Raw genomic sequence first — 25217 nt, forward strand, 5'->3', positions numbered from 1 at the left:
ATGGCCCTCGTCCTGACCTACGGCACCTTCGACCTGCTGCATGTCGGCCACGTCAACCTGCTGCGCCGTGCCCGGGCACTGGGCGACCGCCTGGCGGTGGGGCTGTCCAGCGACGCCTTCAACGCGCTCAAGCGCAAGCACGCCACCCAGTCCTATGCCGACCGCGAAGCGGTGCTGCGCGCGATCCGCTACGTCGACGAGGTCTTCCCGGAGGACACCTGGGAACAGAAGGCCGCCGACATCCGGCGCCTGGGCGCGGCGATCCTGGTGATGGGTTCGGACTGGGAGGGCCATTTCGACCACCTGTCCGGCCATTGCCACGTCCGTTACCTGCCGCGCACGGAGAACATCTCCAGCTCGCAGCTGAAGGCGGAGATCCGCCGCGGCCCGCCGACCGCCGCGGTGGACGCCGCGCCACTGCCGCGCCTGCCCCGGCTCGCGCATGCGGGGCCACGCTGATGCGACCGCGGCTCCGGCTCGACGTCCACGGCGACCACCTGCACCTGCGGCTGAACGGACTGCCCGCCCATACGCGCGGCCTGTGGCTGGGCACGCGCGACGGCAGCCGGGGGCTGCAGGTGCCGTTGCTCGACCAGCCGGACGGCGGCGCCCTGGCGCAGCTCCCGCTGGCCGACCTGACCGGGCCTGCCGTCGTGCGCCTGGACGTGCGCCTGCAGGACGATGCGGGCCCGCCCCTCGTGCCGGAGCCGCCCGCGCCCGCGCCGCGCCACTTCTTCCGCGCCACCGTCGACGGCCATGGCCTGTCGGCCTACCTCAGCGACAGCGCCGCCTCGCTGGTGCTGATGACCGCGCCGCTGGCGCAGCACGCGCGCCTGGCCGACGCCGAGGACGCGAAGGCCGCCTTCGCCCGCGACCTGCGCACGCTGCCGCTGGAGCGCGACCTGGTGCTGTTCGAGAGCTTCCTGGGCAAGCAGTACGCCGGCAATCCGCGCTACGTCTACGAGGCGCTGCGCGAGCTGCGCCCGGACCTGCGCTGCGTCTGGGCCTACGACGGCCCGCAGGCGATCCCCGGCGACCCGCCGCGCGTGCGCCGCGGCTCGCCCGAATACTTCCGCGTGCTGGCCCAGGCCGGCTACCGGGTCAACAACGTGGTCTTCGCCGCGCACGGGCGCAAGCCGGAAACCGTGTACCTGCAGACCTGGCATGGCACCCCGCTCAAGCGCCTGGGCTGGGACATCGAGGTCGACGGCCCGGAGGCGGCGGCGCGCGGCAACTTCCACGGCGAATCGCGCGGCTGGAGCGTGCTGCTCAGCGCCAACCCCTACTCCACGGCCACCCTGCGCCGCGCCTTCCGCCACGACGGCCCGGTGCTGGAAGCCGGCTACCCGCTGACCGACCCGCTGCTGGACCGCACGCTTGACCGCGATGCGGTGGCCGCGCGCCTGGGCCTGCCGGCGGATCGCCGCTTCGTGCTGTACGCGCCCACCTGGCGCGACCACCGGCCGGTGGGTGCGTGGCGCTTCGACTTCGACCTGCACCTGGACCTGGACGCGGTCTCGGCCGCGCTGGCCCCGGACCAGATGCTGCTGATCAAGGCCCACCACCTGGTCGCCGCCGGCATCGACGCCACGGCCCTGCCGGGCAACGTGCGCGATGTCTCCCACCTGGAGGACATCACCGAACTGTGCGCGCTGGCCGACGTGCTGGTGACCGACTACTCCTCGGTGTTCTTCGACTTCGCCGTGACCGGGCGGCCGATCCTGTTCTACTGCTACGACCTGGAGCTGTACGCCAGCCAGGTGCGCGGCTTCTACCTGGATGTCGAACGCGACCTGCCCGGCCCGATCGCCCGCAATGGCGAGGAGCTGCTGGCCCTGCTCGCCGACCTGCCCGCGGTGGCCGCGCGCCACGCCGGACGCTACCGGCAGTTCCGCGAGCGCTACTGCGCCCTGGCCGACGGCCGCTGCGCGCGGCGGGTGGTGGACGCGGTGTTCGGTCCGGCGCCGGCGTCCGATGCCGGCCGCGCCGGCGGGCGGGACACGGCGGAGGCGCGCGCATGTCTCGCCTGAACATCCTGGTATTCCCGTGTGGATCGGAGATCGGCCTGGAGATCCACGCCGCGCTGCGCTACGCCAAGGACATCCGCCTGCATGGCGCCTCCTCGGTCTCCGACCACGGCGAGTTCGCCTATGCGCGTTACCGCCAGATCGCCGCGCAGGCCGGCTCGGAGGACCTGGTCGACCAGCTCAACGCGCTGATCGCGGAATGGGCCATCGACCTGGTGGTGCCGGCGCACGACAGCGTGATCCCGGTGCTGGCGCAGGCCGGAACGCGGCTGCGCGCGCCGGCGATGGTGCCCGATGCCGAAACGGCGCGGGTCTGCCGCGACAAGCGCCTGACCTACGCGCGCCTGGAGACGCTGGGCATCGTGCCGCCGGCGGTGGCGTGGCCGGCACCCGCGTACCCGGTGTTCGCCAAGCCGGCGGTCGGCCAGGGCAGCCAGGGCGCCGAGCGCGTGGACGACCCGCAGCGCCACCGCCAGCTGCTGGACAGCGGCGTCGACCATGTCGTCAACGAGTACCTGCCCGGCGAGGAGTACACGGTCGACTGCATCTCCGACGCGGGCGGCGCCCTGCTGCACCTGGCGCCGCGGCGTCGGGCCCGGGTCAAGTCCGGGATCAGCGTGCGCACCGAGCCGGTGCCGGCCGATCCGGAACTGGCGGCGATGGCCGCGGCGATCGCCGGCGAACTGCGCCTGCGCGGCGCCTGGTTCTTCCAGGCGCGCCGCGACCGCGCCGGCGTCCCGAAGCTGCTGGAGGTCGCGCCGCGGATCGCCGGCTCGATGGGCCTGTCGCGCGCGCGCGGGATCAACTACCCGCTGCTGGGCATCTACGCCCACCTGGGCCGGCCGTTCTCGGTGCTGGCCCAGGACTACCCGCTGGTGCTGGACCGGGCCCTGGGCAACCGCTACCGCGCCGGCCTGCAGTACCAGCGCGTCTACCTGGACCTGGACGACACCCTGGTGGTGGACGACGCCCCCAACCCGCTGATGATGGCGCTGCTCTACCAGTGGAGCGCGCGCAAGGTACCGGTGGTGCTGGTCACCCGGCACGCGCGGCGCCCGCTGGAGACGCTTGAGCGGCTGCATATCAGCGCCGGGCTGTTCGAGCGGGTGGTGCACATCGAGGACGGCTCGCCCAAGAGCGCGGCCATCGGCCGCGACCCGTCGGCCATCTTCATCGACGATTCCTTCCGCGAGCGCCGCGACGTGCTGGATTCCTGCGGGATTCCGGTGTTCGACCTGGACGCGGTGGAGCAACTGCTGGATCTGCGCGCATGAACCCTGCCCTTCCCGCCCCCGGCGCCGCCGACGCCGCGCCCGCCGCCGAAGCCGGCGGACCGCTGCTGTCGATCGTGGTGCTGGTCTACAACACCGCGCCCTACCTGCGTGAGTGCTTCGATTCGCTGCTGGGGCAGCAGTACCGCAACGTCGAGGTGATCGCGATCGACGACGCCAGCACCGACGACAGCCTGGCGATCTGCCGCGAGTACGAGGCCGCGCACCCCAACTTCCGCTGCATCGGCAAGGCCAACGAGGGTGGCGCGGTCTCCGGCAACCTCGGCGTGTCGCTGGCGCGCGGCGAATACGTGGCGCTGGTCGATTCCGACGACATGGTCACCCCGGCCGGCTACCGCCTGCTGATGGACGAGGCGCTGCGCACCGGCGCGGACATCGCCATCGGCCGCGCGGCCCGGTTGACCAGCAAGGGCCTGTCCTCGGTGGCGTTCCTGTACGAGCCCTACGTGTGGTCCAGGCGCCAGCAGGTCGATTCGGTCGACGAATTCCCCGATGTGCTCCACGACGGCTTCTACTGGAACAAGGTCTTCCGCACCGCGTTCCTGCGCGAGCACGGGTTGGGGATGGAGCCCGGGCTGCTGTATGCCGACCGCCCGTTCGTGCACCGCGCGTACTGGTGCAGCCGCCGCACGGCGATCATCCCCGACCTCGTCTACCTGTGGCGCGTGCGCGGCGAGGGCCAGGCGCGCTCGATCACCCAGAACATCCGCCAGGCCGACAACTTCCTCGACCGCATGCGTTCGGTGCGGATCGAATGGGAGCAGTACCGCGACCTGCCCCATGCGCGCCGATGGCGCGACGCGATCGCCGTCAGCAACCTGCAGCGCGCCCTGCACGCGGCCAACGGCATCGTCGCCTCGCCGGTGTTCCGCAAGGTGTTCATCGGGGCGATGCAGGCACTGCTCGAGCTGTACGGCGACCTGGACTGGCGTTCGCTGGGGGCGCGCCGCTGCCTGTACCTGGAGCTCATCCGCCGTGGAGAAGTGGAGGCCCTGTGCTTCCTGCTCGGAGTGACCACCGAGCGCGGCTGGATCGCCGAGATCGACGGCGCCTGCTACTGGCAGCAGCCATTGCTGGACAACCCGGAGATCCCGCTGCCGCGCGAGGCGATGCGGCTGGATTTCCCCAACATCGGCTTCTTCCAGTTGCTGGACGTGGAGCTGGACGACGAGCGCCTGTCGCTGACCTTGAACCTGCACGACCGGATCATGGAGCGCTGCGAGGTGCGCTTCGAGCTGCACTCGGTGCACGGCGAGGGCGGCTGGTGGTTCGAGCCGCTGGGGCGGGTCGACGAACACCGCTGGCGCTACGCGCTCGCGCTCGGGGACAGGGCTTGGGAGCCGGGCGGGATGTACGGCCTGGTCATGCACTACACCACCCCGGACGGGACCCGCGGCCGCTATCGCGTCGGCCAGAAGATGGTCCCGGCCGAATGGCTGCCGCGGCTGCCGCTGGCCAACGCGCACGGGTGCCTGCTGCATTCGCCCGAGGCCGGGGGGATGGGCTTCGCCGCCAACTGACCGGCGGCCCGGCCGCGGCACGCCGCTTGCATCGTCCGGGACGCCGGCTGGTTGCCGGCCTCGCGCCCCGGAGGGCCCGGATGAAGACCAGCAAGCCCATTCCCGTCACCAGCCCGCTGCTGCCGCCGCTGGAGGAATTCGTCCCCTACCTGGAACGGATCTGGGACAGCCGGATCCTGACCAACGGCGGGAGCATGCACCAGGCGCTGGAGAAGGCGCTGTGCGCCTACCTCGGGGTCGAGCACATCGCCCTGTTCGCCAACGGCACCCTGGCGCTGGTGACCGCGCTGCAGGCGCTGCGCATCACCGGCGAGGTGATCACCACGCCCTACTCGTTCGTGGCCACCGCCCATTCGCTGCTGTGGAACGGGATCAAGCCGGTGTTCGTCGACGTCGACCCGGTGACCTACAACCTCGACCCGGCCAAGGTCGAGGCCGCGATCACCCCGCAGACCACCGCGATCCTGCCGGTGCACTGCTACGGCACCCCGTGCGACGTCGACGGCATCGACCGCATCGCCGAGAACTACAACCTGAAGGTGATCTACGACGCCGCCCACGCCTTCGGCGTCAGCGACGCGCGCGGCAGCGTGCTGCGCCACGGCGACCTGTCGGTGCTCAGCTTCCACGCCACCAAGGTGTTCAACACCTTCGAGGGCGGCGCGATCATCTGCCCGGACGCGCGCACCAAGCAGCGCATCGACCACCTGAAGAACTTCGGCTTCGTCAACGAGACCACCGTGGTCGCGCCGGGCATCAACGGCAAGATGAACGAGGTCTGCGCCGCGTTCGGCCTGCTCCAGCTCAGGCACATCGACCGCGCGCTGGCCCGCCGCGGCGAGATCGACGCGCTCTACCGGCGGCTGCTGGCCGGGGTCCCCGGGCTGCGCTGCCTGCGCCCGGCCGCGGGCGTGACCGGCAACTACGCCTACTTCCCGGTGATGGTCGGCGACGAGTTCCCGATGCAGCGCGACGAGCTCTACCAGCTCATGCGCGACAACCAGGTGCTGGTCCGCCGCTACTTCTACCCGCTGATCAGCGAGTTCCCGATGTACCGCGGCCTGCCGTCGGCCGCCGCGCAGAACCTGCCCGTGGCCAGCGGCGCGGCGCGGCGCGTGCTGTGCCTGCCGATCCACCCCGACCTGTCCGACGCCGACGTCGAGCGCATCTGCGCCCTGGTGGCGTCGCCGGCGCGGGTCCGCGCGGCGTGAGCACGGCGCGGGCCCGGCTGCCGCCATGGCGGCGGCGGATCGTGCACGCCTGGCTGGGCGTGCCGCTGCTGGGCCTGTGGCGCTTGCTCGACCTGCTGCTGCCCAAGCGGATGGACCGCTGGGGCTTCTTCGCCCACCCGCTCAAGCCCGGCCAGTTCATCGAGAACGCGCGCGCGGTGCACGAGCAGGTCCGGCACGACCGCTCGATCGAATGCCGGATCTTCGTCCGCGGCGGCCACCGCCCGCCGGGACTGGAAGACAGCCCGGGCACCCGGGTCGTCGACCTGGACACCGTGGCCGGGCTGTGGGCGCTGGCCCGCTGCGGCGTGCTGCTGCTGACCAATTCCACCGCCATGGACATGGCCCTGGGCTGGCGCGGCGGCGGCTTCGGCGCGCCGCGGCCGTGGCTGCGCCGGCGGGTGGTGGTGAACCTGTGGCACGGGATCCCGCTCAAGCGGCTGTTCGCCCTCGCCAACCCCGAGCAGCGCCGGCATGGCGACCGCAACCGCTTCCGCCGCCGCGAACGACGCCACTACGACGGCCTGGTCGCCTCCTCGGCGGTCGACGGCCATGCGATGGCGGCGATCTTCCACCCGCTGCCGCCTTCGCGGGTCTGGGTCACCGGGCTGCCGCGCAACGACTTCCTGCGCATGCCCGAGGCCAGGCTGCCGCCGTGCCTGCGCGAGGAACTGCTGCGCGTGCGCACGCTGCGCGACGGCCGCCGCCTGGTCCTCTACGCGCCGACCTACCGCGACGCCAGCGTCGCGCCCGAGCTGTGCTACCGCTTCAGCGACGTCGAGGTGCACAGGCTCAAGCAGCTGCTGGACGCGCACGGGGCGGTGCTGGGCGTGCGCGGGCACTACCTGGCCAACGCCCCGTCGCCGTTCGACCGCCGGCGCCATGTCGACGGGCGCCTGATCGTCGAGCTCGAGCACGACGCCTTCCACGAGATCGCACCGATCCTGCGCGAGAGCGCGGCGGTGGTCACCGACTATTCGTCGGTGTACATCGATGCGCTGTGCCTGGACCTGCCGGTGGTGAGCTTCGCCTGGGACCTGGAGCACTACGACCGGCGCCAGAACGGCCTGCTCTACGACATGGAACTGGCCTTCCCGGGCCCGGTGACGCGCAGCTTCGAGGCGCTGCTGGCGGCGCTCGGGGCGGTGCTGGCCGGACCGGCGCCGCCGCCGGACGAGCGCTACCGCGCGACCCGGCGGATGTTCTTCCAGCACGACGACGGCCACAACTCGCGGCGGGTCGTGGAACGCATCAGGCACGCGGTGGCCACGCGGGGCGGCCGGTGAGCGACGGCAGCCGGCAAGCGGCCGCCGCGCCGCTGGTGAGCGTGGTGATCCCCGCCTACAAGGCCACCTGGCTGGCCCAGGCGCTGGAGAGCGTGCGCAGGCAGACCCACCGGCCGCTCGAGCTGGTGGTCTGCGACGATTCGCGCGACGGCCGGATCCAGGCGCTGGTGGAGGCGTTCGCCGCCACCGCCGGCTTCCCGGTGCACTACTCGCGCAACCCCTCGCGCCTGTGGGAAACGCGCAGCACCGCCCGCGCGATCGCGCTGGCCTCGGGCGAGTACATCAAGTTCCTGCACGACGACGACGTGCTGCACGACGGCTGCATCGCCGCGCTGGTCGATGCCTTCGCCCGCGCGCCCAGCGCGGTGCTCGCCACCGCCCGGCGACGGCTGGTGGACGAGGCGGGCACGCCGCTGGCGGACACGCCGGCGACCGCGTTCCCCACCCGCGACCTGCTCCTCGACGGCCATGACGTGGTCGATTTCCTGGCCGATCGCACGCTCAACTTCCTCGGCGAGCCGAGCGCGGTCATGGGCCGGCGCGCGCCGCTGCTGGCGATGGGCGACGGCCTGACCGTGCTGGACGGCGTGCGGGTCACCTGGGTCGCCGACCTGGCGCTGTACGCCAAGCTGCTGCGCCATGGCCCGGTGGCGATGCTGGCCGCGCCGCTGGTCGATTTCCGCGTCTCGCGCGAGCAGTACAGCCAGCTCGGGCGCGACCGCCCCGGCATCGGCACGCCCGGCCACGAGGCCTTCCGCAGCGGCATCCGCGCGCTCGGCTGGTACCGCGCCGGCCGCGAGACCACGCAGGTGCACGCCACGCCGCTGGGCGCGGCCGCCGCCCCCGAACCGCTGGACCTGGCCCAGGCGCTGGCCGAGGCGCATGCCGTGGCGCTCGCGCGCTGGCACAAGCTCGACTGGCAGGCGCGCCGGCGCCTGCCGGCCACCCATGTTCCGCTGTACGAGGCGCAGCTCGCGCAGCTGCCCGAGACGCCGCGGCTCGGCGTCCTGGTGATCCCCGACGAGCGTGCACCCGCCGGGGCGTGCGCGACGCTGGACAGCCTGGCCGCGCACGCGCCGCCAGGTGCCCGCATCGAGGTGCGCGTGGCGGGCGAAGCGTCCGGCGCCTTCCCGGCCGGAACGGTGGCCTGGGAGCAGGACGCGCCCGCGGCCTCGCTCAATGCCGCAGTCGCCGGATGGGACGTGAACTGGGTGCTGGTGGTCGAGGCCGGCGCCGAGTTCACCGGTGGCGGCCTGCTGCGCCTGCTGCCGGAGCTGGCCATGGCCGGCGGCCTGCAGGCGCTGTATGCGGACGAGTGGTACCGCGACGGCGACGGCAACATCGCCCCGGTCCTGCGCCCGGACCTCAACCTGGACCTGCTGCTGGGCAATCCCGGCGCGATGGCCGGGCACTGGATCCTGCGCCGGAGCGCGGTACTCGAGGCCGGGGGCTTCGACCCGGCGCACGACGGCGCCGCCGGTTTCGACCTGGTCCTGCGCCTGCTCCTGGCCCACGGCCTGGGCGCGTTCGGCCACCTGCCCGAGCCGCTGCTGGCCTGCGCCCCGCCGCGGCTGGCCGACGAGGCCCAGCGTGGCGCCCTGCTCCGCCACCTGCACGAGCGCGGCTATCCCGACGCGACCGTGCACGGCGCCGGGCCGGGCCTGCAGCGCATCGACTATGGCCATCCCGGACAGCCCCCGGTGTCGATCGTGGTGCTGGCCGGCGACGCGCCCGCGCCGCTGGAGCGCTGCGTGCTGTCGGTACTCGAGCACACCGCATGGCCCGCCTACGAACTGCTGCTGGTGGACCACGGCGTTCCCGCCGCGCTGCGGGCCTGGATGGACCAGGTCGCAGGCCTGGCCGGCGGCCGCGTGCGCGTGGTCGACGCCGGCCCGGTCGCGCCGGCGGTGGCGCGCAACCACGCCGCGCAGGCCGCGGCCGGCGAATACCTGGTCTTCCTCGATGCCGGCGCGGCGGTGCTGGAAGGCCGCTGGCTGCATGCCCTGCTCAACCACGGCCAGCGCCCGGAAGTGGGCGTGGTCGGCGCCAAGACCGTGGCCGCCGACGGCAGCATCACCCACGCCGGGCTGGTGCCGGGACTGGACGCCGGTGGCGGGCGCGTGTTCGCGGGCCGGCCGATGGATGCCGGTGGCTACATGGGCCGGCTGCAGGTCGCGCAGGACTACGCCGCCGTCGCCGGCAGCTGCCTGCTGGTCGAACGGACGCTGTTCGAAGCGGTCGGCGGCTTCGACGCCGCCGCCTTCCCGGATGCCGGCGCGGACATCGACCTGTGCCTGCGCGTCGGCGCCGCCGGCCGGCTCGTAGTGTGGACGCCCGAGGCGGTGCTGCTGCACGCGCCCGTGGAGGCCGCCTGCGACGGCGCGGTGCGGGAGGCGCTGCATGCGCGCTGGCTGCCGGCGCTGGCACGCGACCCCGCCTACCACCCGGCCATGCGCCTGGACGTGCCCGGCGGCTTCGAGCTGGACGACACCGCGCTGTCGTGGCAGCCGCTGCCCGGACGCCCGCTGCCGCGCGTGCTGGCCCTGCCCAGCGACGGCCACGGCAGCGGCCACTACCGGATCCTGCAACCGTTCGCGGCGCTGCACGCGGCCGCGCACGTGGAGGGCGCCACCTGCGCGCGGCCGCTGGACGTCGTCGAGGTCGAGCGCTTCGCGCCTGACGTCATCGTGATGCAGCGCCGGGTCGGCGACGCGGACATCGCGAGGATGGCGCGCCTGCAGCGCTTCTCCGGCGCGTTCAAGGTGTACGAGCTGGACGACTGGCTGCCCCGGCTGCCGGCGCGCAACATCCATCGCCGGCACATGCCGCGCGACGTCGGCGAACGGTTGCGGCGCGGCCTCGCCCATGCCGACCGCTTCGTGGTCTCCACGCCCGCGCTGGCCGAGGCCTGCGCGGGCTGGCATGCGGACATCGTGGTCGCCGGGAACCGGCTGGATCCGCACCTGTGGACCGCCCTGCCCACCGGCGCGCGCAGGCCCGGCGGCAAGCCCCGGGTCGGCTGGGCCGGCGGTGTCAGCCATGACGGCGACCTGGCGCTGGTCGCCGAGGTGGTGCGCACGCTGGCCGGCGAGGTCGACTGGGTGTTCTTCGGCCTGTGCCCGGAGCGGCTGCGGCCGCACGTGGCCGAGTTCCATCCCGGCGTGCCGATCGGCCAGTACCCGCGCGTGCTGGCCGCGCTCGGGCTGGACCTGGCCATCGCGCCGCTGGAAGACCACCCGTTCAACACCTGCAAGAGCAACCTGCGCCTGCTGGAGTACGGCGCCTGCGGCTACCCGGTGGTGTGCAGCGACCTGGAACCCTACCGCGGCGCCCTGCCCGCCACCCGGGTCCGCAACCGGACCCGCGACTGGGTCGAGGCGATCCGCATGCACCTGGCCGACCGCGCCGCCAGCCAGGCCGCCGGCAAGGCCCTGCGCGAGGCGGTCCATCGCGACTGGATGCTGGAAGGCGCCGGCCTGGAGGCCTGGCGCCGGGCCTGGCTGCCGGACTGAGCCGGCCGCGGCCGGCAGCGCCGTGACCGCCCCCCGCCCCCGCCGACCGGACGCCGGCCACCGCCGCGGCGGAAAGCCGCCGGCGCGTCCGGCACGCCGCTTGCATCGGACCCGGCGTGCACCGCCCGGGGGTCCCATGACCGATTCGATCACATCCGTCCTGTCGCAGATCCGCGCCTACCAGAGCCAGCTGGGCCAGGCGACCGGGATCGGCGGCGACGTGGCGCGCAGCGATGCGATCCAGGGCCTGCAGGGCGCGATCCAGGCCCCCGGCCAGGCCGGCGCGGCATCCGGCCCCAGCTTCAGCGAGACCCTGCGCGGCGCGATCAACGGCGTCAGCGCGGCCCAGGAGAAGTCCGGTGCGCTGCAGCGCGCCTTCGAACTGGGCGAACCCGGCGCCGACCTGGCGCGGGTGATGGTCGCCTCGCAGCAGTCGCAGGTGGCGTTCCGCGCCACCGTCGAAGTACGCAACCGACTGGTACAGGCGTACCAGGACGTCATGAACATGCCGCTCTGACCGCAGGGACACGAACGCGATGGCGCTGTCGATCACCAAGGATTCGTTCAACCGCGAGCAGGCCGCCGAGAAGGCCGCCTCCGCCGTGGTCCGGCTGCAGGAAATGCAGCTGGGCCGCAAGGCCGGCACCCTGCTGCTGATCGCGCTGGCGGTGGCCGCCGGCCTGTACGTGTTCTTCTGGTCGCAGAAGCCCGAGTACAGCCCGCTCTACACCGGCCTGGACCCGAAGGCCACCGCCGAGGCCGCCGACCTGCTGCGCGCCGCGCAGATCCCGTTCAAGCTCGACCAGGCCACCGGCGCGATCTCGGTGCCCGAGGCCAGCCTGCACGACGCGCGGCTCAAGCTCGCCGGCTCCGGGCTGACCGAGAGCGGACGCCTGGGCTTCGAGCTGATGGAGCGCGACCCGGGCTTCGGCGTCAGCCAGTTCGTCGAGAACGCCCGCTACCAGCACGCGCTGGAGACCGAGCTGGTCCGCACCATCGCCACCCTGCGCCCGGTGCGCGACGCGCGCGTGCACCTAGCCATCCCCAAGCCGTCGGCGTTCACCCGCCAGCGCGAGGCGGCCAGCGCCTCGGTGGTGCTGGAACTGCGTTCCGGCGCGATGCTCGAGCGCAACCAGGTCGACGCGATCGTCCACCTGGTCTCCTCCTCGATTCCCGACCTGGCGCCCGAGCGCGTCACCGTGGTCGACCAGAACGGCCGCCTGCTCAGCAGCGCCGGCGCCGACAGCGCCTCGGCGCTGAGCGCCGCCCAGTTCGAGCAGGTCCGCCGCCAGGAGACCTCCTACAACCAGCGCATCCGCGAACTGCTCGAGCCGTTGACCGGCCCCGGCCGGGTCAACGCCGAAGTCACGGTGGACATGGACTTCTCGGTCACCGAGGAGGCGCGCGAGCTGTTCAACGGCGAACCGGCCAAGCTGCGCAGCGAGCAGGTCAGCGAGAACAGCCACACCGGCGACGGCCCGCAGGGCATCCCCGGCGCCACCAGCAACACCCCGCCGGGCGCGGCCGCGCAGGCCGCGAACGACCCGGCCCAGGCCACCGCCGCGGCCGCCGCCGCGCCCGCCACCGCCGCGGCACCCGCCGCGCCGACCGAGACCTCGCGCAGCGCGACCCGCAACTTCGAGCTCGACCGCACCCTGCAGCACACCCGCCAGCCAGCCGGCCGCATCCGCCGCATCACCGCCGCGGTGCTGGTCGACCACGTGCCGCGCCCGGGCAAGGATGGCAAGCCGGCGCTGCAGGCGCTGAGTGCCGAGGAGGTCAAGCGCGTGGAGGACCTGGTCCGCCAGGCGGTGGGCTTCGACGCCGCGCGCGGCGACGTGGTCTCGGTGGTCAACGCCGCGTTCGTCCGCGAGGACGGCGAGGCGGTCGAACCGGCCAAGTGGTGGGAAGACCCGCGCGTGCGCGACGTGGCCCGCCTGCTGCTCGGCGCGCTGGTGGTGCTGGCGCTGCTGTTCGGCGTGCTGCGCCCGGCGCTGCGCCAGATCGCGGGGCCGGCGCCCAGGGCCAAGGCCCGCCACGACGCGGGCGAACAGACCGCCGAGGTCTCGCTGGTCGAGGACGAGCTGCCGGCGCTGGCCGACGACGTCGCCCAGATCGGCGCGCCGCGCCCCCACGCCATCGCCCTGGCGTCGGACGCCTACGAAGACCGCCTGCGCAACGCGCGCGAGGCGGTCAAGACCGACTCCAAGCGGGTCGCCCAGGTGGTGAAGGACTGGTTGGGCAATGAAGCAGCCTAATGAAGAACTGACCGGCGTCCAGCGCGCCGCCGTGCTGCTGCTCTCGCTCGGCGAGGCCGACGCGGCCGAGGTGCTCAAGCACATGGGCGCCAAGGAAGTGCAGAAGCTCGGCCTGGCGATGGCGACCATGAGCGGCGTCAGCCGCGACCAGGTCATCCGGGTGATGGACGACTTCAACGGCGCGCTGGACAAGCAGACCTCGCTGGGCGTCGGCGCCGACGACTACATCCGCAACGTGCTGATCCAGGCGCTGGGCGCGGAGAAGGCCGGCGGCCTGATCGACCGGATCCTGCTCGGCCGCAACACGACCGGCCTGGACACGCTCAAGTGGATGGACTCGCGCGCCATCGCCGACCTGGTCCGCAACGAGCACCCGCAGATCATCGCCATCGTGCTGTCGCACCTGGACGGCGACCACGCCGCCGACACGCTCAAGCTGCTGCCCGAGCGCACCCGCGCCGACGTGCTGCTGCGGATCGCCACCCTCGACGGCATCCCGCCGAACGCGCTCAACGAGCTCAACGAGATCATGGAGCGCCAGTTCGCCGGCAACCAGAACCTGAAGTCGTCGAACATCGGCGGGGTCAAGGTCGCCGCCAACATCCTCAACTTCCTGGAGACCGGCCAGGACCAGTCGATCCTCGGCGCCATCGCCCAGGTCGACCAGGAGCTGTGCCAGCGCATCCAGGACCTGATGTTCGTGTTCGACGACCTGGTCGAGCTGGAGGACCGCGAGCTGCAGACCCTGCTGCGCGAGGTGTCCGGCGAGCGCCTGGGCATCGCGTTGCGCGGCGCCGACACCAAGGTGCGCGAAAAGATCACCCGCAACATGTCCCAGCGCGCCGCCGAGATCCTGCTGGAGGACATGGAGGCACGCGGTCCGGTGCGCCTGTCCGACGTGGAGGCCGCGCAGAAGGAGATCCTGACCATCGTCCGCCGGCTGGCCGATGAAGGCGTGGTCACCCTGGGCGGTGGCGGCGGCGAGGAGCTGGTATGAGCCACGCGGTCGTCCGCTGGCTGGCGCCGGAGCTGGACGCGCCCTCCGCTTCGGCGGTAGACGCCCCCGCCGACCTGCCGCTGCCGCGCCCGCCGAGCCTGGAGGAGATCCAGGCGATCGAGGGGGCCGCGCACCGCGACGGCTACGAGGCCGGGCTGGCGCAGGGCCACCAGGAAGGCTTCGCCCTCGGCCAGGCCGAAGTGCGCCGGCTGACCGCGCAGATCGAAGGCATCCTCGACAACTTCTCCCGCCCCCTCGCCCGGCTCGAGGACGAGGTCACCGCCGCGCTGGGCGAACTGGCCGTGCGCATCGCCGGCAGCCTGGTCGGCCGCGCCTACGACGCCGACCCGGTGCTGCTGTCGGACCTGGTCGCCGAGGCGCTGGACGCGGTCGGCGGCGCCAGCCGCGAGGTCGAGGTGCGGTTGCACCCGGACGACATCCAGTCGCTGGCCCCGCTGCTGGCGCTGGTCAGCGGCGCGCGCCTGGTGCCCGACCCGAGCCTGGGCCGCGGCGACCTGCGCGTGCACGCTGAGAGCGTGCGCATCGACGGCACCCTGGAGGCGCGCCTGCGCGGCGCGCTCGAATCGGTGATCCGCAAGGCGGGGGCCGGCGCATGACCCCTCCCCCAACCTCCGCCGCCGCGCCCGCGATCCCCGGCGCGGTGCCGGCCGACTGGCTGGCCGCGCGCAACCTGCGCCTGGCCACCCGGCTGGACGCGATCGCGCTGGACAGCTCCGCCGGCCGCGGCCTGATCCGCGAAGGCATCCTGCGCCGCGCGGTCGGCCTGACCCTGGAAGCGGTCGGCTGCGAGGCCCCCATGGGCGCAACGTGCAAGGTCGAAGTCGTCGGCGGCGGCTGGGTCGAGGCCGAGGTGGTCGGCTTCGCCGGCGAACGCACCTCGCTGATGCCCAGCGCCGAGCTGCACGGGCTGCTGCCGAACGCGCGGGTGGTGCCGCTGCACCGCCGCGGCGGCGTGGAAGTGGGCGAAGGCCTGCTGGGCCGGGTCATCGACTCGGATGGCGTGCCGCTGGACGGGCGCGGCCCCATCCGCGCCGAGGGCAATGTCGGCATGGCCGGCGTCTCGATCAACCCGCTGGCGCGCGAACCGATCATCCAGCCGCTGGACGTGGGCGTGCGCGCGATCAACGCGCTGCTGCCGATCGGCCGCGGCCAGCGCGTGGGCCTGTTCGCCGGCTCGGGCGTGGGCAAGTCCACGCTGCTGGGGATGATGACCCGCTTCACCTCGGCCGACGTCATCGTCGTCGGCCTGATCGGCGAGCGCGGCCGCGAAGTGCGCGATTTCGTCGAGACCACCCTGGGCGAGGAAGGCCTGCGCCGCGCGGTCGTGGTGGCCGCGCCGGCCGACCGGCCGCCGCTGGCGCGCCTGCACGGCGCCTACCGCGCCACCGCCATCGCCGAATGGTTCCGCGACCAGGGCCTGAACGTGCTGCTGCTGATGGACTCGCTGACCCGCTTCGCCCAGGCGCAGCGCGAGATCGGCCTGTCGGTGGGCGAGCCGCCGACGACCCGCGGCTATCCGCCGTCGGTGTTCGCCAAGCTGCCGGCGCTGGTCGAGCGCGCCGGCAACGGCGCGGCCGGCCGCGGCTCGATCACCGCCTTCTACACCGTGCTGACCGAGGGCGACGATCCGCAGGACCCGATCGCCGATGCGGCGCGCGCGATCCTGGACGGCCACATCCTGCTCTCGCGGCGGATCGCCGACGCTGGCCTGTACCCGGCCATCGACGTGGAATCCTCGGTCAGCCGCGTGGTCCAGGACATCGCCGACGACACCTGGCGCGCGCGCATCCGCGCGCTCAAGCGACTGGTCGCCGCGTACAACAGCAACCGCGACCTGATCGCGATCGGCGCCTACCAGCGCGGCAACGACCCGGTCGTGGACGAGGCGCTGGAGCGCTGGCCCGAGATCGTCGAGTTCCTCGGCCAGGACGTGGCCCACGCCGCCGACCTGCACCACAGCCGCGACGCCCTCGCCGCGCTGCTGCACCACAAGGAGAACGCCGCATGATGCAGTCCCGCCGCATCGACCCGCTGCTGCGCCGCGCGCAGGAGCACGAGGACGCCGTGGCCCGCGACCTGGCCGAGCGCCAGCGTGCGCACGAACTGCAGGAATCCCGGCTGGCCGAACTGCGCCGCTATGCGGAGGAGTACGCTTCCAGCCAGATGGCCGCGGTCAGCCCGGCGCAGCTGGCCAACCGCCGCGCCTTCCTCGACCGGCTGGAAAGCGCGGTGGAACAGCAGAGCCGCAACGTCGACCACAGCCGCGAGAGCGTGGAGGCCGAGCGCACCCGGCTGCTGCTGGCCAGCCGCGACAAGCAGGTGCTCGAGCAGCTCGCCGCCAGCTACCGCGCGCAGGAGCGCAAGGTCGACGAACGCCGCAGCCAGCGCGAGATGGACGATCTCGGCGCGCGCCGCGTGCGTGCCGCCCAGCAGGGCGAAGAGGGAGAGGGACGATGAGCCTGGCGATCACCGGCAGCCCGTCGCCCCCCACCACCCCCGCTCCACCGGCGGGCGGCGCCGGCCCCGGCGCCAACGGCGACGACGGGTTCTCGCGCATGCTCCAGGCCGAGCCGGACCCGGCGACCCAGGCCAAGGCCACGGCCGAGCCGCCGCCGGCCACGGAAACGTCGCGCCGCACCGAGGCCGCACCGCGCGATGGCGGGCGCAAACCGGCGGGCGGCCCCCCGGGATCGAAGGCGTCGGCGGATGCGGACAGCACGGCTCCCGACGCCGCCGCCACGACGACGACGGAGGCGACCGCACTGCAGGAGCCGGCGGCGCCGGCCGGCAGCGACTGGCCGCCCCCGGGCCTGGCCAGCCTGCTCGATCCGGCCGCCCTCGCCTCGCCCCCCGCACCGGTCGCCGCGATGGCTCCGGTGAACGCGACCGCGACCCCCGGCACGCTCGCCGACGCCGGCGCACCGCCGCAGGACTCGCGCCTTCCGGCAGCCCGGGCCGGCACCGCCGGCGGCATCCTGCCGATGCCCGCGCCGGCCGCATCGGCGGGGCGGGCCACGACCGCCGCCCCGGAGAACGCGCCGCTGCCACCTGTCGCGGACGCGGCGACCGGCCTGGTCGCCGGCGCGGGCCGCGGCGAGCCGGTCGCGGCCACCGAACCGTCACCCACGCAGGCGACGTTCGCGCTGCCCGCCACCGCAGGCCCGGCGCCCGCCGCCGCCCCGGCCGCGGCGGCGGTCTCCGCACCGCACGCGCCGGTCCCCGACCTGCACGGCGACGCCTTCGCCGACGAGGTCGGCACCCATGTGCAGTGGCTGGCCGAGCAGAAGATCGGCCACGCCCACATCCGCATCTCGCCGCAGGAGCTGGGCCCGGTGGAGATCCGCCTGCAGCTGGACGGCGACAGGATCAGCGCCGACTTCACCAGCGCCCAGCCCGAAGTCCGCCAGGCGCTGGAGAACGGCCTGCCCCGCCTGCGCGAAATGCTGGGACAGAACGGCTTCCAGCTGGCGCACGCCGGGGTCGGCCAGCAGTCGCGGCAGGACGGCGGCGGCCATGGCCCCGCCCGCGGCGGCCGCGAAGGCGGCGACGGCACGGGCGAGATCCCGGCGGCCGCGCCGGCGCGACTGGCCGCGCGCGGCCTGCTCGACGCCTACGCCTGATCCCCGGCCCCGTCCGGGGCCGTCAAATCCCCGCCGCGCGCGCGGCACGCTGCTTGCATCCTGACCGGGGCACCCTCCAGGAGACGACGCGTGGCCGCCGCTGCCGACAAGAACGCCCCCAAACAGGCCCAGAAAGGCGCCGCCCCCGCCAAGGGCGGCAGCAAGCTGCCGCTGATCGTCAGCGTGGTCGCGCTGCTGGCCGCCGCCGGCGCCGGCGGTGGCTGGTACTGGAGTTCGCGCCAGGCCGCCGCTGCCGAGCACGCCGCCGCCGAGGCCGCCAAGCCCAAGCTGCCCGCGCCGGCCCAGTACTTGGCGCTCGAGCCTCCGTTCGTGGTCAACCTCAACGGCGCCACCGCCGGCCCGCAGTACCTGCAGGTCGAGATCCAGCTGATGACGCGCGATCCGGTGGCCCTGGCCGACCTCGAGCGGCACGCCCCGGCCATCCGCGCCCGCCTGCTGATGCTGCTCGCCCAGCAGGACGCGCAGGGGATCGCCGACCGCACCGGCAAGGAGAAGCTGCAGGCGCAGGCGCTGGCCGAGGTGCGCAAGCTGATGCGCGCCGAGACCGGCTCGCCGGGCGTGGAAGACCTGCTGTTCACCAGCTTCGTGACCCAGTAACCGGAGCGGCCCGCGCCCATGAGCATCAACGACCTGCTGTCCCAGGACGAGATCGACGCGCTGCTGCACGGCGTGGACTCCGGCGCGGTCAGCACCGAGCCGGAACCGGTCGATCCCGGCGTCGCGCGCCAGTACGACTTCGCCAGCCAGGACCGGATCATCCGCGGCCGGATGCCGACCCTGGAGATGGTCAACGAGCGCTTCGTGCGGCTGTGGCGGATCGGCCTGTTCAACCTGATCCGGCGCTCGGCCGACCTGTCGGTGCGCGGCATCGACCTGGTCAAGTTCGGCGACTACATGCATTCGCTCTACGTGCCGACCAACCTCAACCTGGTCCGCTTCAAGCCGCTGCGCGGCATGGGCCTGATCGTGTTCGAGCCCAAGCTGGTCTTCACCGTGGTCGACAACTTCTTCGGCGGCGACGGCCGCTACCCCACCCGGATCGAGGGCCGCGAGTTCACCCCGACCGAGATGCGGGTGATCCAGCTGCTGCTCAAGCAGACCTTCACCGACCTGGTCGAGGCCTGGGCGCCGGTGATGGACGTGGAGTTCGAGTACATCAATTCCGAGATCAACCCGCACTTCGCCAACATCGTCACCCCGCGCGAGTACGTGGTGGTCAGCCGCTTCCACGTCGAGCTGGAAGGCGGTGGCGGCGAGATCCACGTCACCCTGCCGTACTCGATGCTCGAGCCGATCCGCGAACTGCTCGACGCCGGCATCCAGAGCGACCGCATCGACCGCGACGAGAGCTGGAACACCACCCTGCGCGAGCAGCTGATGCTGGCCGAGGTCACCGTGTCCAGCGTGCTGGCGCAGAAGCGCATCGACCTGCGCCAGCTGACCCGGCTGAAGGTCGGCGACATCCTGCCCATCGAACTGCCGTCCAGCGTGCCGGTCTGCGTCGAGGACATCCCCGTGTTCACCGGCGAGTTCGGCCTGGCCAACGGCCGCAACGCGGTGAAGATCACCCAGACCCGCGCGCCCGGCGCGCCGATGCCGCGCACGCCCGCCCTCACCGAGGAAACTTCCGCATGAACCCCAACGAAGAACCGGGCGCGAGCCTGGCGCAGTTCGACGCGCTCCAGTCGGACGCCGCGCTGGACGCGCGCGACCTCAACCTGGACGTGATCCTGGACGTGCCGGTGACGCTGTCGCTGGAAGTCGGCCGTTCGCGCATGCCGATCCGCAACCTGCTGCAGCTCAACCAGGGCTCGGTGATCGAGCTCGAGCGCGGCGCCGGCGAACCGCTGGACGTCTACGTCAACGGCACCCTGATCGCGCATGGCGAGGTGGTCGTGATCAACGACCGCTTCGGCGTGCGCCTGACCGACGTGGTCAGCCCCAGCGAGCGGATCCGGAGACTGCGTTGAGCGCACTGTCCGCCCTCGCCGTCGCCGCGGCACCGGCCGCGCAGGCCGCGCGGCCCGCCGCCCAGGCGGCGTCCTCGCCAGGCCTGTTCGGCGCGTTCTTCGCCCTGCTGCTGGTGCTCGGCCTGATCCTGGGCCTGGCCTGGCTGCTGCGGCGGCTGCCCGGTGCCGGCTTCCGTCCGGTCGAGGGCCTGCGCGTGGTCGCCAGCCTGCAGCTGGGCGCCAAGGAGCGCGCGGTGGTGGTCGAGGTGGGCGGCCAGCAGCTACTGCTCGGCGTCACCGCCGCCGGCATCTCGCGCCTGCACGAACTGCCGCAGCCGCTCCCGCCGGCCGAGCCGCCGAAGCTGCCCAACCTCAAAGACCTGCCCAACTTCGCCCAGCTGCTGTCGCAGCGGCTGCGCAAGGACGCCTGACATGTCGCGCCGTTCCGTATTCCTCGTCATCGTGCTCCTGCTGCTGGCCTGCGCGCCGATGCTGGCGCTGGCCGCGCCGGCCGGCGCGCCGCAGGTGCCGTCGCTGCCCAACCTGACCGTCGGCCGGATCGGCGATGCGCCGGTCAGCGTGCCGCTGCAGACCCTGCTGCTGATGACGGCGATCACCCTGCTGCCGTCGCTGCTGCTGGTGATGACCGCCTTCACCCGGATCATCATCGTGCTGGCGCTGCTGCGCCAGGCGCTGGGCACCGGGCAGACGCCGTCCAACCAGATCCTGGTCGGGCTGGCCCTGTTCCTCACCGCGATGATCATGATGCCGGTCTGGCAGAAGGCCTGGGACGGCGGCTTCGCGCCGTACCTCAACGGCGACATCGATTTCCGCAGCGCCTGGGACCTGGGCACCGCGCCATTGCGCGGCTTCATGCTGGCCCAGGTGCGCGAGACCGACCTGATGACCTTCGCCGGGCTGGCCGGGCATGGCACCTATGCCGGTCCGGACGACGTGCCGTTCCCGGTGCTGGTCGCCTCGTTCGTGACGTCCGAGCTGAAGACCGCGTTCGAGATCGGCTTCCTGATCTTCATCCCGTTCGTGATCATCGACCTGGTGGTGGCCAGCGTGCTGATGTCGATGGGCATGATGATGCTCTCGCCGATGCTGATCTCGGCGCCGTTCAAGATCCTGCTGTTCGTGCTGGTCGACGGCTGGGTGCTTACGGTGGGCACGCTGGCGGCCAGCTTCAACGGCGTCTGACCCCGCCGCATCGCCGTTGCCGTTGCCGTTGCCGTTGCCGTTGATCTTGGCTCGGCTTTCCCTGCCGGTAAAGCGAGCCGAGCATCGCAGGATGACGGGGCCGAAGAGCTGCCCTTGTCTGAGCGAAGCGAGTTTGGGCAGCGTCCCAAGAGGGGATAAATGCCCCGACTGCCGAGGAGCGCAGGGAACCGATCGGCGCAGCCGATCGGCTCGCGTCCCCGGTTGTGCTTTCTTTTGTTTACTTTTCTTTGCACAAGCAAAGAAAAGTGACCCGCGCAAAGCGCGGAAGCTTCGGACTTCGGCATCCGAACCTGTCACCCGGTTCCCTGGCGCGCCCCTCTAACCAGAGATCAACAGCAAGGCTTTCACTCGTCGCTTCGCGTCGAGCGCGTCACTTTTTCTTTGCTTGTGCAAAGAAAAAGTAACCAAAAAGAAAGCACAGCCGGGGACGCGATCCGTCCGCGAAGCGGACGGCACCCTGCGCTTCTCGCGTCGGCGGGGGACGGCCCACAACTCGCTTCGCTCAGACATGTGGGCCTCTTCGCCCCCGCCGCCGCTGCGATGCTCGGCTCGCTTTACCGGCAGGGAAGGTCAAGAGCGAAGCGCAGGAGCAAAGGGCACCAACGAAGCGCAACAGCGAAAACCAACGCACGAGCAGCCCTCGGCGGGATGCCGGCGCGTCGCTGGCACCGTCCTTGCATCTGCCTGGCCATGACCCCCGAACTCGCCCTCACCGAACTGCGCCGCGGCCTCGAAGTCGCCCTCTGGGTCGGCGGCCCGCTGCTGGTCGCCGTGCTCGTGGTCGGCGTGGTGGTCGGCATCGTCCAGGCCGCGACCCAGCTCAACGAGCCCACCATCGCCTTCATCGCCAAGGCCGTGGCCCTGACCGCCTCGCTGTTCGCGCTCGGCAGCTTCCTGCTCGCCTACCTGGTGGACTACACCATCGCGCTGTTCCAGCGCATCCCGCACCTGATCGGCTGACCGGAGCGCCGGGCGATGGACGCGGCCACCGCGATGATGATCGACGGCCAGCAGGCCTTCGGCATGATCGGCACGATCCTGTGGACCATGCTGCGCACCGGCGCGATGCTGATGGCGATGCCGCTGATCGGCACCCGCGCGGTGCCGGTACGCGTGCGCGTGCTGCTGGCCGGCGCGCTGGCGATGGCGATCGCGCCGCTGCTGCCTCCGCCTCCCGCCACCGGCGGCATCGACGCGGCCACCGTGCTCGGGGTCGCCCGCGAACTGGCGCTGGGCGTGGCGATGGGCTTCGTCCTGCGCCTGGTGTTCGAGGCCGGCGCGCTGGCCGGCGAGCTGGTCTCGCAGGGCATGGGCCTGGCCTTCGCGCAGATGAACGATCCGCTGCGCGGCACCAGCTCCGGCGTGGTCGCGCACTGGTTCTACCTGGCCTTCGGCCTGCTGTTCTTCGCCGCCGACGGCCACCTGGCGATGGTCGCCCTGCTGGTGCGCAGCTACCAGGCGCTGCCGGTGGCCGCCCCGTGGTCGGACGCCACCGCCAGCCTCGGCACCGTGGTCGAGCTGTTCGGCGTGGTCCTGCGCGGCGGGCTGACCCTGGCGCTGCCGGTCATGGTCGCGCTGCTGGCCACCAACCTGGCGTTCGGCGTGCTGGCGCGGGCCGCGCCGGCCCTCAACCCGATCCAGCTGGGCCTGCCGGTGGCGGTGCTGATGGGCCTGTTCCTGCTGGCGGTACTGGCCGGCGAACTCGCCGCCCCGGTGCAGGGACTGTTCGACGCCGCCTTCGACACGGGGATGCGGGTGGCCGCCCCCTGAGCGGCGGTCAAGAAGCCCGGGGCAGGCGCCGATAACCCGGGCAGGCCCGCCGCCCCGGTGGCGCGGGACACCGTCGATGCATCTTCCAGCCAGGCGCGGCAACGGGCATCCCGCCGACGGCGGCCGCCGGACCGGTGGCCACTTTCCATCGGCCACGTCCGGACGCATAGTAGGCCGGGGCGATGGCGCAGGGGGCGTCATGCAGCGATGGACACGGCGCCATACCCGCGACGCGATGCTCATCGCGGTGGCCTGCTTCGTCCTGCCGCTGCTCAGCATTCCCTACTGGCCGGGGTTCGGCAGCGGCGCGACCGCCTCGCTCGCCCACCTGCAATGGGGCCTGCTGCTCGCGCTGGCGATGCTCTCGCCGCACAAGCTCTATTTCCGCATCGGCTACCTGTCGCTGTTCCTGGCCTGGTGCGTGCAGCTGTTGCTGCGGGCGCCCGAAGGCACCGCGATCTCCCTGCTGTTGCGCTCGCTGCCGCTGTACGCGGCGATGTACGGCTGGACGGTGCTGTGCGCGCACTGGATGGGCTGGCCGCGGCCGCCGGAGCATGCACGGGTACGGCAGCGCGACATCGTGCCGTTCGGCGCGGTCGCGCTGGTGCTCTACCCGCTCGGATGGGCGCTGGGCCATGCCCTGGTCAACGGCCTGTTCTCGGCGGCGAGCGAGGCCGACCTGCTGCACCAGACCCTGCAGGTGGGCTTCGCCCGCTTCTTCGGCGTGCTGTGCCTGACCCTGCCGATCGTGCTGTTCGTCACCGGCCGCAACGAACCGGCGCCGATGCCCAGCCGCATGCCGTGGTGGGAGTGGGTCCTGCTGGGCGGCTACTCGATGCTGCTCACCGCCCTGCTCTGGGCCCTGCCCGCCCGCGGCGAACACCCGCTCGGTGGACTGCTCGACCAGCGCTTCATGCTCGCCGCGCTGATGGTCTGGGCCGCGCTGCGCCTGCCGTGGCGCTGGTCGACGCCGCTGATGGCGGCCGTGACCCTGCTGCTGGTCTACCTGGTCGGGGTCGGCACCCGCAGCGGCCTGCGCAGCGACGCGCTCCACCTGCTGCAGATCGGCTTCGAGATGAGCGTGCTGCAGCAGCTGCTGGCCCTGACCCAGGTGATCGCGCGCGACAACCGCCGCGCCATCGCCCGGATGGCCGGGGAGAGCCGCCGCGACGGCCTGTCCGGGGTCCCCAACGTCAACGCCCTGCGCCATGACCTGGCCGGCGCGGCGAAGCCGCCGACCGAGATCGCCTGCCTCGGCATCGAGCACATGGACAACCTGATGGCCGGCTACGGCCTGCCGGCGCAGGAGGCGCTGACCGCGGCGATCCACCACTACCTGCAGCCGGAGGTCCAGGCCTACACCCTGGGCATGGGCTGCTTCGCCCTGGTGCCGGTCGGCGAGGTCTCGTGGAAGGCGGTGCTCGCCAGGGTCGAACAGTTCGAGTTCAACTACGCCGAGGCCCAGGTCAGGATCGAGCCGCACCTGGGCGTGTGCCCGCTGCGCGATGCGAGCGCGCAGTCGCTCGACCTGGCGCTCGATGCCTCGTACGGGGCGATGCAGGCCGCGCGGCAGCGCGGGGAGACCGCGCCCGTGTTCGCCACGCCCGGACTCAGCGACCCGGCCGCGCTGCGCGCGATGCTGGAAACCCATTCCCTGGCCCTTTCCCTCCTGAGGCGGCGCCAGCTCGAACTGCACGTGCAGCCGATCCAGCGCCTGTCCGGCGGCGCGCGCATGGGCGAGATCCTGTGCCGCCTGCGCACGGACGATGGCCGCCTGCTGATGCCGCGCGACTACATGGACGAGCTGGACGCCAGCCGCGGCGTGGTCGAGCTCGACCGGGCCGTGATCGAGGTGCTGCTGCAGTGGATGCGCGACAACGCGCAGCACCTGCCCTACCAGCGGCTGACGGTGAACCTCACCGGACGCAGCCTGGTCTCGGAGAACTTCCGCAACTGGCTGCTGTACCAGCTCGACCTGTTCCCGGGCTGCGCCCAGCGCCTGTGCTTCGAGATCACCGAACGGGCCATCACCGGCGGCCTGGCCCAGGTGCGGCCGCTGCTCGACGGCCTGAGCCAGCGCGGCTGCCTGGTCGCGCTGGACGACTTCGGCACCGGCATGCAGAGTTTCGAGCGCCTGCAGCAGCTGCCGATCGACCTGGTCAAGATCGACGGCACCTTCGTCCGCAACGTCGCCGGCAACCCGCGCGACCGCGACCTGGTCAGGGCCATGGTGACCATCGCCCGCGCCTACCACGCCGAAACCGTGGCCGAGTACGTGGAGGACGCCGGGATCCTGGCGGTCCTCGAGGAGCTGCAGGTCGACTGGATCCAGGGCTACCACATCGGTCGCCCGGCCCCGTTGTCCGACCTGGCCGCAGCCGCCCCGGCGCCCGCCAACCTGGCCTGACCTGGCCTGAGCTGAGCTGGCCTGGCCGGTCGGCCGCCGCGGCCGCACCGGTTCTGGAACGGGCCTTGCATCGACCTGCCCGAT

Annotated in this window: 22 protein-coding genes; all 22 read left to right on the forward strand. The window is 72.7% G+C overall.

The features are described from left to right. The 22 genes from ACA089_RS04415 to ACA089_RS04520 all read left to right on the forward strand — a co-directional run bounded on the left by ACA089_RS04415 (position 1) and on the right by ACA089_RS04520 (position 25133). Positions 1-459, forward strand: a complete 459-nt coding sequence (locus ACA089_RS04415) for an adenylyltransferase/cytidyltransferase family protein (RefSeq protein WP_372013725.1) — start codon at positions 1-3, stop codon at positions 457-459. Beyond that, entirely contained in the window at positions 459-2030 is a 1572-nt protein-coding gene (locus ACA089_RS04420) for a CDP-glycerol glycerophosphotransferase family protein (RefSeq protein WP_372013727.1), read from the forward strand. Before ACA089_RS04415 ends, ACA089_RS04420 begins: the two co-directional genes overlap by 1 nt. Continuing rightward, entirely contained in the window at positions 2018-3301 is a 1284-nt protein-coding gene (locus tag ACA089_RS04425; RefSeq protein WP_372013729.1) for an ATP-grasp domain-containing protein, read from the forward strand. Before ACA089_RS04420 ends, ACA089_RS04425 begins: the two co-directional genes overlap by 13 nt. After that, entirely contained in the window at positions 3298-4839 is a 1542-nt protein-coding gene (locus ACA089_RS04430; protein ID WP_372013731.1) for a glycosyltransferase, read from the forward strand. The genes ACA089_RS04425 and ACA089_RS04430 overlap by 4 nt, the downstream gene beginning before the upstream one ends. An 80-nt stretch (positions 4840-4919) precedes the next feature. Then, a complete protein-coding gene (locus ACA089_RS04435; RefSeq protein WP_372013733.1) occupies positions 4920-6050 on the forward strand; it encodes a DegT/DnrJ/EryC1/StrS family aminotransferase in 1131 nt (376 codons plus the stop codon). Continuing rightward, the gene (locus ACA089_RS04440; protein ID WP_372013735.1) at positions 6047-7354 is read left to right on the forward strand and encodes a CDP-glycerol glycerophosphotransferase family protein; all 1308 of its coding nucleotides are present in this window, start codon (positions 6047-6049) and stop codon (positions 7352-7354) included. Before ACA089_RS04435 ends, ACA089_RS04440 begins: the two co-directional genes overlap by 4 nt. Continuing rightward, on the forward strand, positions 7351-10866 hold the full coding sequence (locus ACA089_RS04445; protein ID WP_372013736.1) for a glycosyltransferase: 3516 nt from the start codon (positions 7351-7353) through the stop codon (positions 10864-10866). Before ACA089_RS04440 ends, ACA089_RS04445 begins: the two co-directional genes overlap by 4 nt. A gap of 136 nt (positions 10867-11002) precedes the next feature. Continuing rightward, entirely contained in the window at positions 11003-11383 is a 381-nt protein-coding gene (gene fliE / locus ACA089_RS04450; protein WP_372013738.1) for a flagellar hook-basal body complex protein FliE, read from the forward strand. Between the two features lie 19 nt (positions 11384-11402). Further along, positions 11403-13124, forward strand: a complete 1722-nt coding sequence (gene fliF, locus ACA089_RS04455) for a flagellar basal-body MS-ring/collar protein FliF (RefSeq protein WP_372013740.1) — start codon at positions 11403-11405, stop codon at positions 13122-13124. Between the two features lie 7 nt (positions 13125-13131). Continuing rightward, positions 13132-14121, forward strand: a complete 990-nt coding sequence (gene fliG, locus ACA089_RS04460; protein ID WP_372017654.1) for a flagellar motor switch protein FliG — start codon at positions 13132-13134, stop codon at positions 14119-14121. After that, complete coding sequence (locus tag ACA089_RS04465; RefSeq protein ID WP_372013742.1) at positions 14118-14738, forward strand: FliH/SctL family protein; 621 nt, start codon at positions 14118-14120, stop codon at positions 14736-14738. Before fliG ends, ACA089_RS04465 begins: the two co-directional genes overlap by 4 nt. Beyond that, entirely contained in the window at positions 14735-16150 is a 1416-nt protein-coding gene (locus ACA089_RS04470; protein ID WP_372013744.1) for a FliI/YscN family ATPase, read from the forward strand. Before ACA089_RS04465 ends, ACA089_RS04470 begins: the two co-directional genes overlap by 4 nt. Beyond that, positions 16147-16599, forward strand: a complete 453-nt coding sequence (gene fliJ / locus ACA089_RS04475; protein WP_372013746.1) for a flagellar export protein FliJ — start codon at positions 16147-16149, stop codon at positions 16597-16599. Before ACA089_RS04470 ends, fliJ begins: the two co-directional genes overlap by 4 nt. Then, positions 16596-17762: a flagellar hook-length control protein FliK gene (locus tag ACA089_RS04480; protein WP_372013748.1), complete on the forward strand. Its 1167-nt coding sequence runs from the start codon at positions 16596-16598 to the stop codon at positions 17760-17762. The genes fliJ and ACA089_RS04480 overlap by 4 nt, the downstream gene beginning before the upstream one ends. Positions 17763-17852: 90 nt before the next feature. After that, positions 17853-18380 carry a flagellar basal body-associated FliL family protein gene (locus ACA089_RS04485; RefSeq protein ID WP_372013750.1) on the forward strand — a complete coding sequence of 176 codons (528 nt, stop codon included), beginning with the start codon at positions 17853-17855 and terminating at the stop codon, positions 18378-18380. A gap of 18 nt (positions 18381-18398) precedes the next feature. After that, the gene (gene fliM / locus ACA089_RS04490) at positions 18399-19418 is read left to right on the forward strand and encodes a flagellar motor switch protein FliM (protein ID WP_372013752.1); all 1020 of its coding nucleotides are present in this window, start codon (positions 18399-18401) and stop codon (positions 19416-19418) included. After that, positions 19415-19753 (forward strand): flagellar motor switch protein FliN, encoded by a 339-nt coding sequence (gene fliN, locus ACA089_RS04495; protein WP_372013754.1) that lies wholly within the window; start codon positions 19415-19417, stop codon positions 19751-19753. The genes fliM and fliN overlap by 4 nt, the downstream gene beginning before the upstream one ends. A gap of 5 nt (positions 19754-19758) precedes the next feature. Then, positions 19759-20163 (forward strand): flagellar biosynthetic protein FliO, encoded by a 405-nt coding sequence (gene fliO / locus ACA089_RS04500; RefSeq protein WP_372017656.1) that lies wholly within the window; start codon positions 19759-19761, stop codon positions 20161-20163. Position 20164: 1 nt separating this feature from the next. Then, positions 20165-20935, forward strand: coding sequence for a flagellar type III secretion system pore protein FliP (fliP, locus tag ACA089_RS04505; protein ID WP_372013755.1), 771 nt, complete (start codon positions 20165-20167; stop codon positions 20933-20935). A 711-nt stretch (positions 20936-21646) separates the two neighbouring features. After that, on the forward strand, positions 21647-21916 hold the full coding sequence (locus ACA089_RS04510) for a flagellar biosynthetic protein FliQ (RefSeq protein WP_372013757.1): 270 nt from the start codon (positions 21647-21649) through the stop codon (positions 21914-21916). A 15-nt stretch (positions 21917-21931) separates the two neighbouring features. Further along, positions 21932-22726: a flagellar biosynthetic protein FliR gene (fliR, locus tag ACA089_RS04515; RefSeq protein ID WP_372013759.1), complete on the forward strand. Its 795-nt coding sequence runs from the start codon at positions 21932-21934 to the stop codon at positions 22724-22726. A gap of 199 nt (positions 22727-22925) precedes the next feature. After that, a complete protein-coding gene (locus tag ACA089_RS04520; protein ID WP_372013761.1) occupies positions 22926-25133 on the forward strand; it encodes an EAL domain-containing protein in 2208 nt (735 codons plus the stop codon). The last annotated feature ends 84 nt before the right edge of the window (positions 25134-25217 follow it).

It is taken from the genome of Pseudoxanthomonas fibrivorans (assembly GCF_041464125.1).
Lineage (GTDB): Bacteria > Pseudomonadota > Gammaproteobacteria > Xanthomonadales > Xanthomonadaceae > Pseudoxanthomonas.

Coding starts and splice junctions, on each gene's coding strand:
- ACA089_RS04415 (WP_372013725.1), top strand. CDS start 1: ATGGCCCTCGTCCTGACCTACGGCACCTTCGACCTGCTGCATGTCGGC.
- ACA089_RS04420 (WP_372013727.1), top strand. CDS start 459: ATGCGACCGCGGCTCCGGCTCGACGTCCACGGCGACCACCTGCACCTG.
- ACA089_RS04425 (WP_372013729.1), top strand. CDS start 2,018: ATGTCTCGCCTGAACATCCTGGTATTCCCGTGTGGATCGGAGATCGGC.
- ACA089_RS04430 (WP_372013731.1), top strand. CDS start 3,298: ATGAACCCTGCCCTTCCCGCCCCCGGCGCCGCCGACGCCGCGCCCGCC.
- ACA089_RS04435 (WP_372013733.1), top strand. CDS start 4,920: ATGAAGACCAGCAAGCCCATTCCCGTCACCAGCCCGCTGCTGCCGCCG.
- fliE (WP_372013738.1), top strand. CDS start 11,003: ATGACCGATTCGATCACATCCGTCCTGTCGCAGATCCGCGCCTACCAG.
- fliF (WP_372013740.1), top strand. CDS start 11,403: ATGGCGCTGTCGATCACCAAGGATTCGTTCAACCGCGAGCAGGCCGCC.
- ACA089_RS04465 (WP_372013742.1), top strand. CDS start 14,118: ATGAGCCACGCGGTCGTCCGCTGGCTGGCGCCGGAGCTGGACGCGCCC.
- ACA089_RS04470 (WP_372013744.1), top strand. CDS start 14,735: ATGACCCCTCCCCCAACCTCCGCCGCCGCGCCCGCGATCCCCGGCGCG.
- fliJ (WP_372013746.1), top strand. CDS start 16,147: ATGATGCAGTCCCGCCGCATCGACCCGCTGCTGCGCCGCGCGCAGGAG.
- ACA089_RS04480 (WP_372013748.1), top strand. CDS start 16,596: ATGAGCCTGGCGATCACCGGCAGCCCGTCGCCCCCCACCACCCCCGCT.
- fliM (WP_372013752.1), top strand. CDS start 18,399: ATGAGCATCAACGACCTGCTGTCCCAGGACGAGATCGACGCGCTGCTG.
- fliN (WP_372013754.1), top strand. CDS start 19,415: ATGAACCCCAACGAAGAACCGGGCGCGAGCCTGGCGCAGTTCGACGCG.
- fliP (WP_372013755.1), top strand. CDS start 20,165: ATGTCGCGCCGTTCCGTATTCCTCGTCATCGTGCTCCTGCTGCTGGCC.
- ACA089_RS04510 (WP_372013757.1), top strand. CDS start 21,647: ATGACCCCCGAACTCGCCCTCACCGAACTGCGCCGCGGCCTCGAAGTC.
- fliR (WP_372013759.1), top strand. CDS start 21,932: ATGGACGCGGCCACCGCGATGATGATCGACGGCCAGCAGGCCTTCGGC.
- ACA089_RS04520 (WP_372013761.1), top strand. CDS start 22,926: ATGCAGCGATGGACACGGCGCCATACCCGCGACGCGATGCTCATCGCG.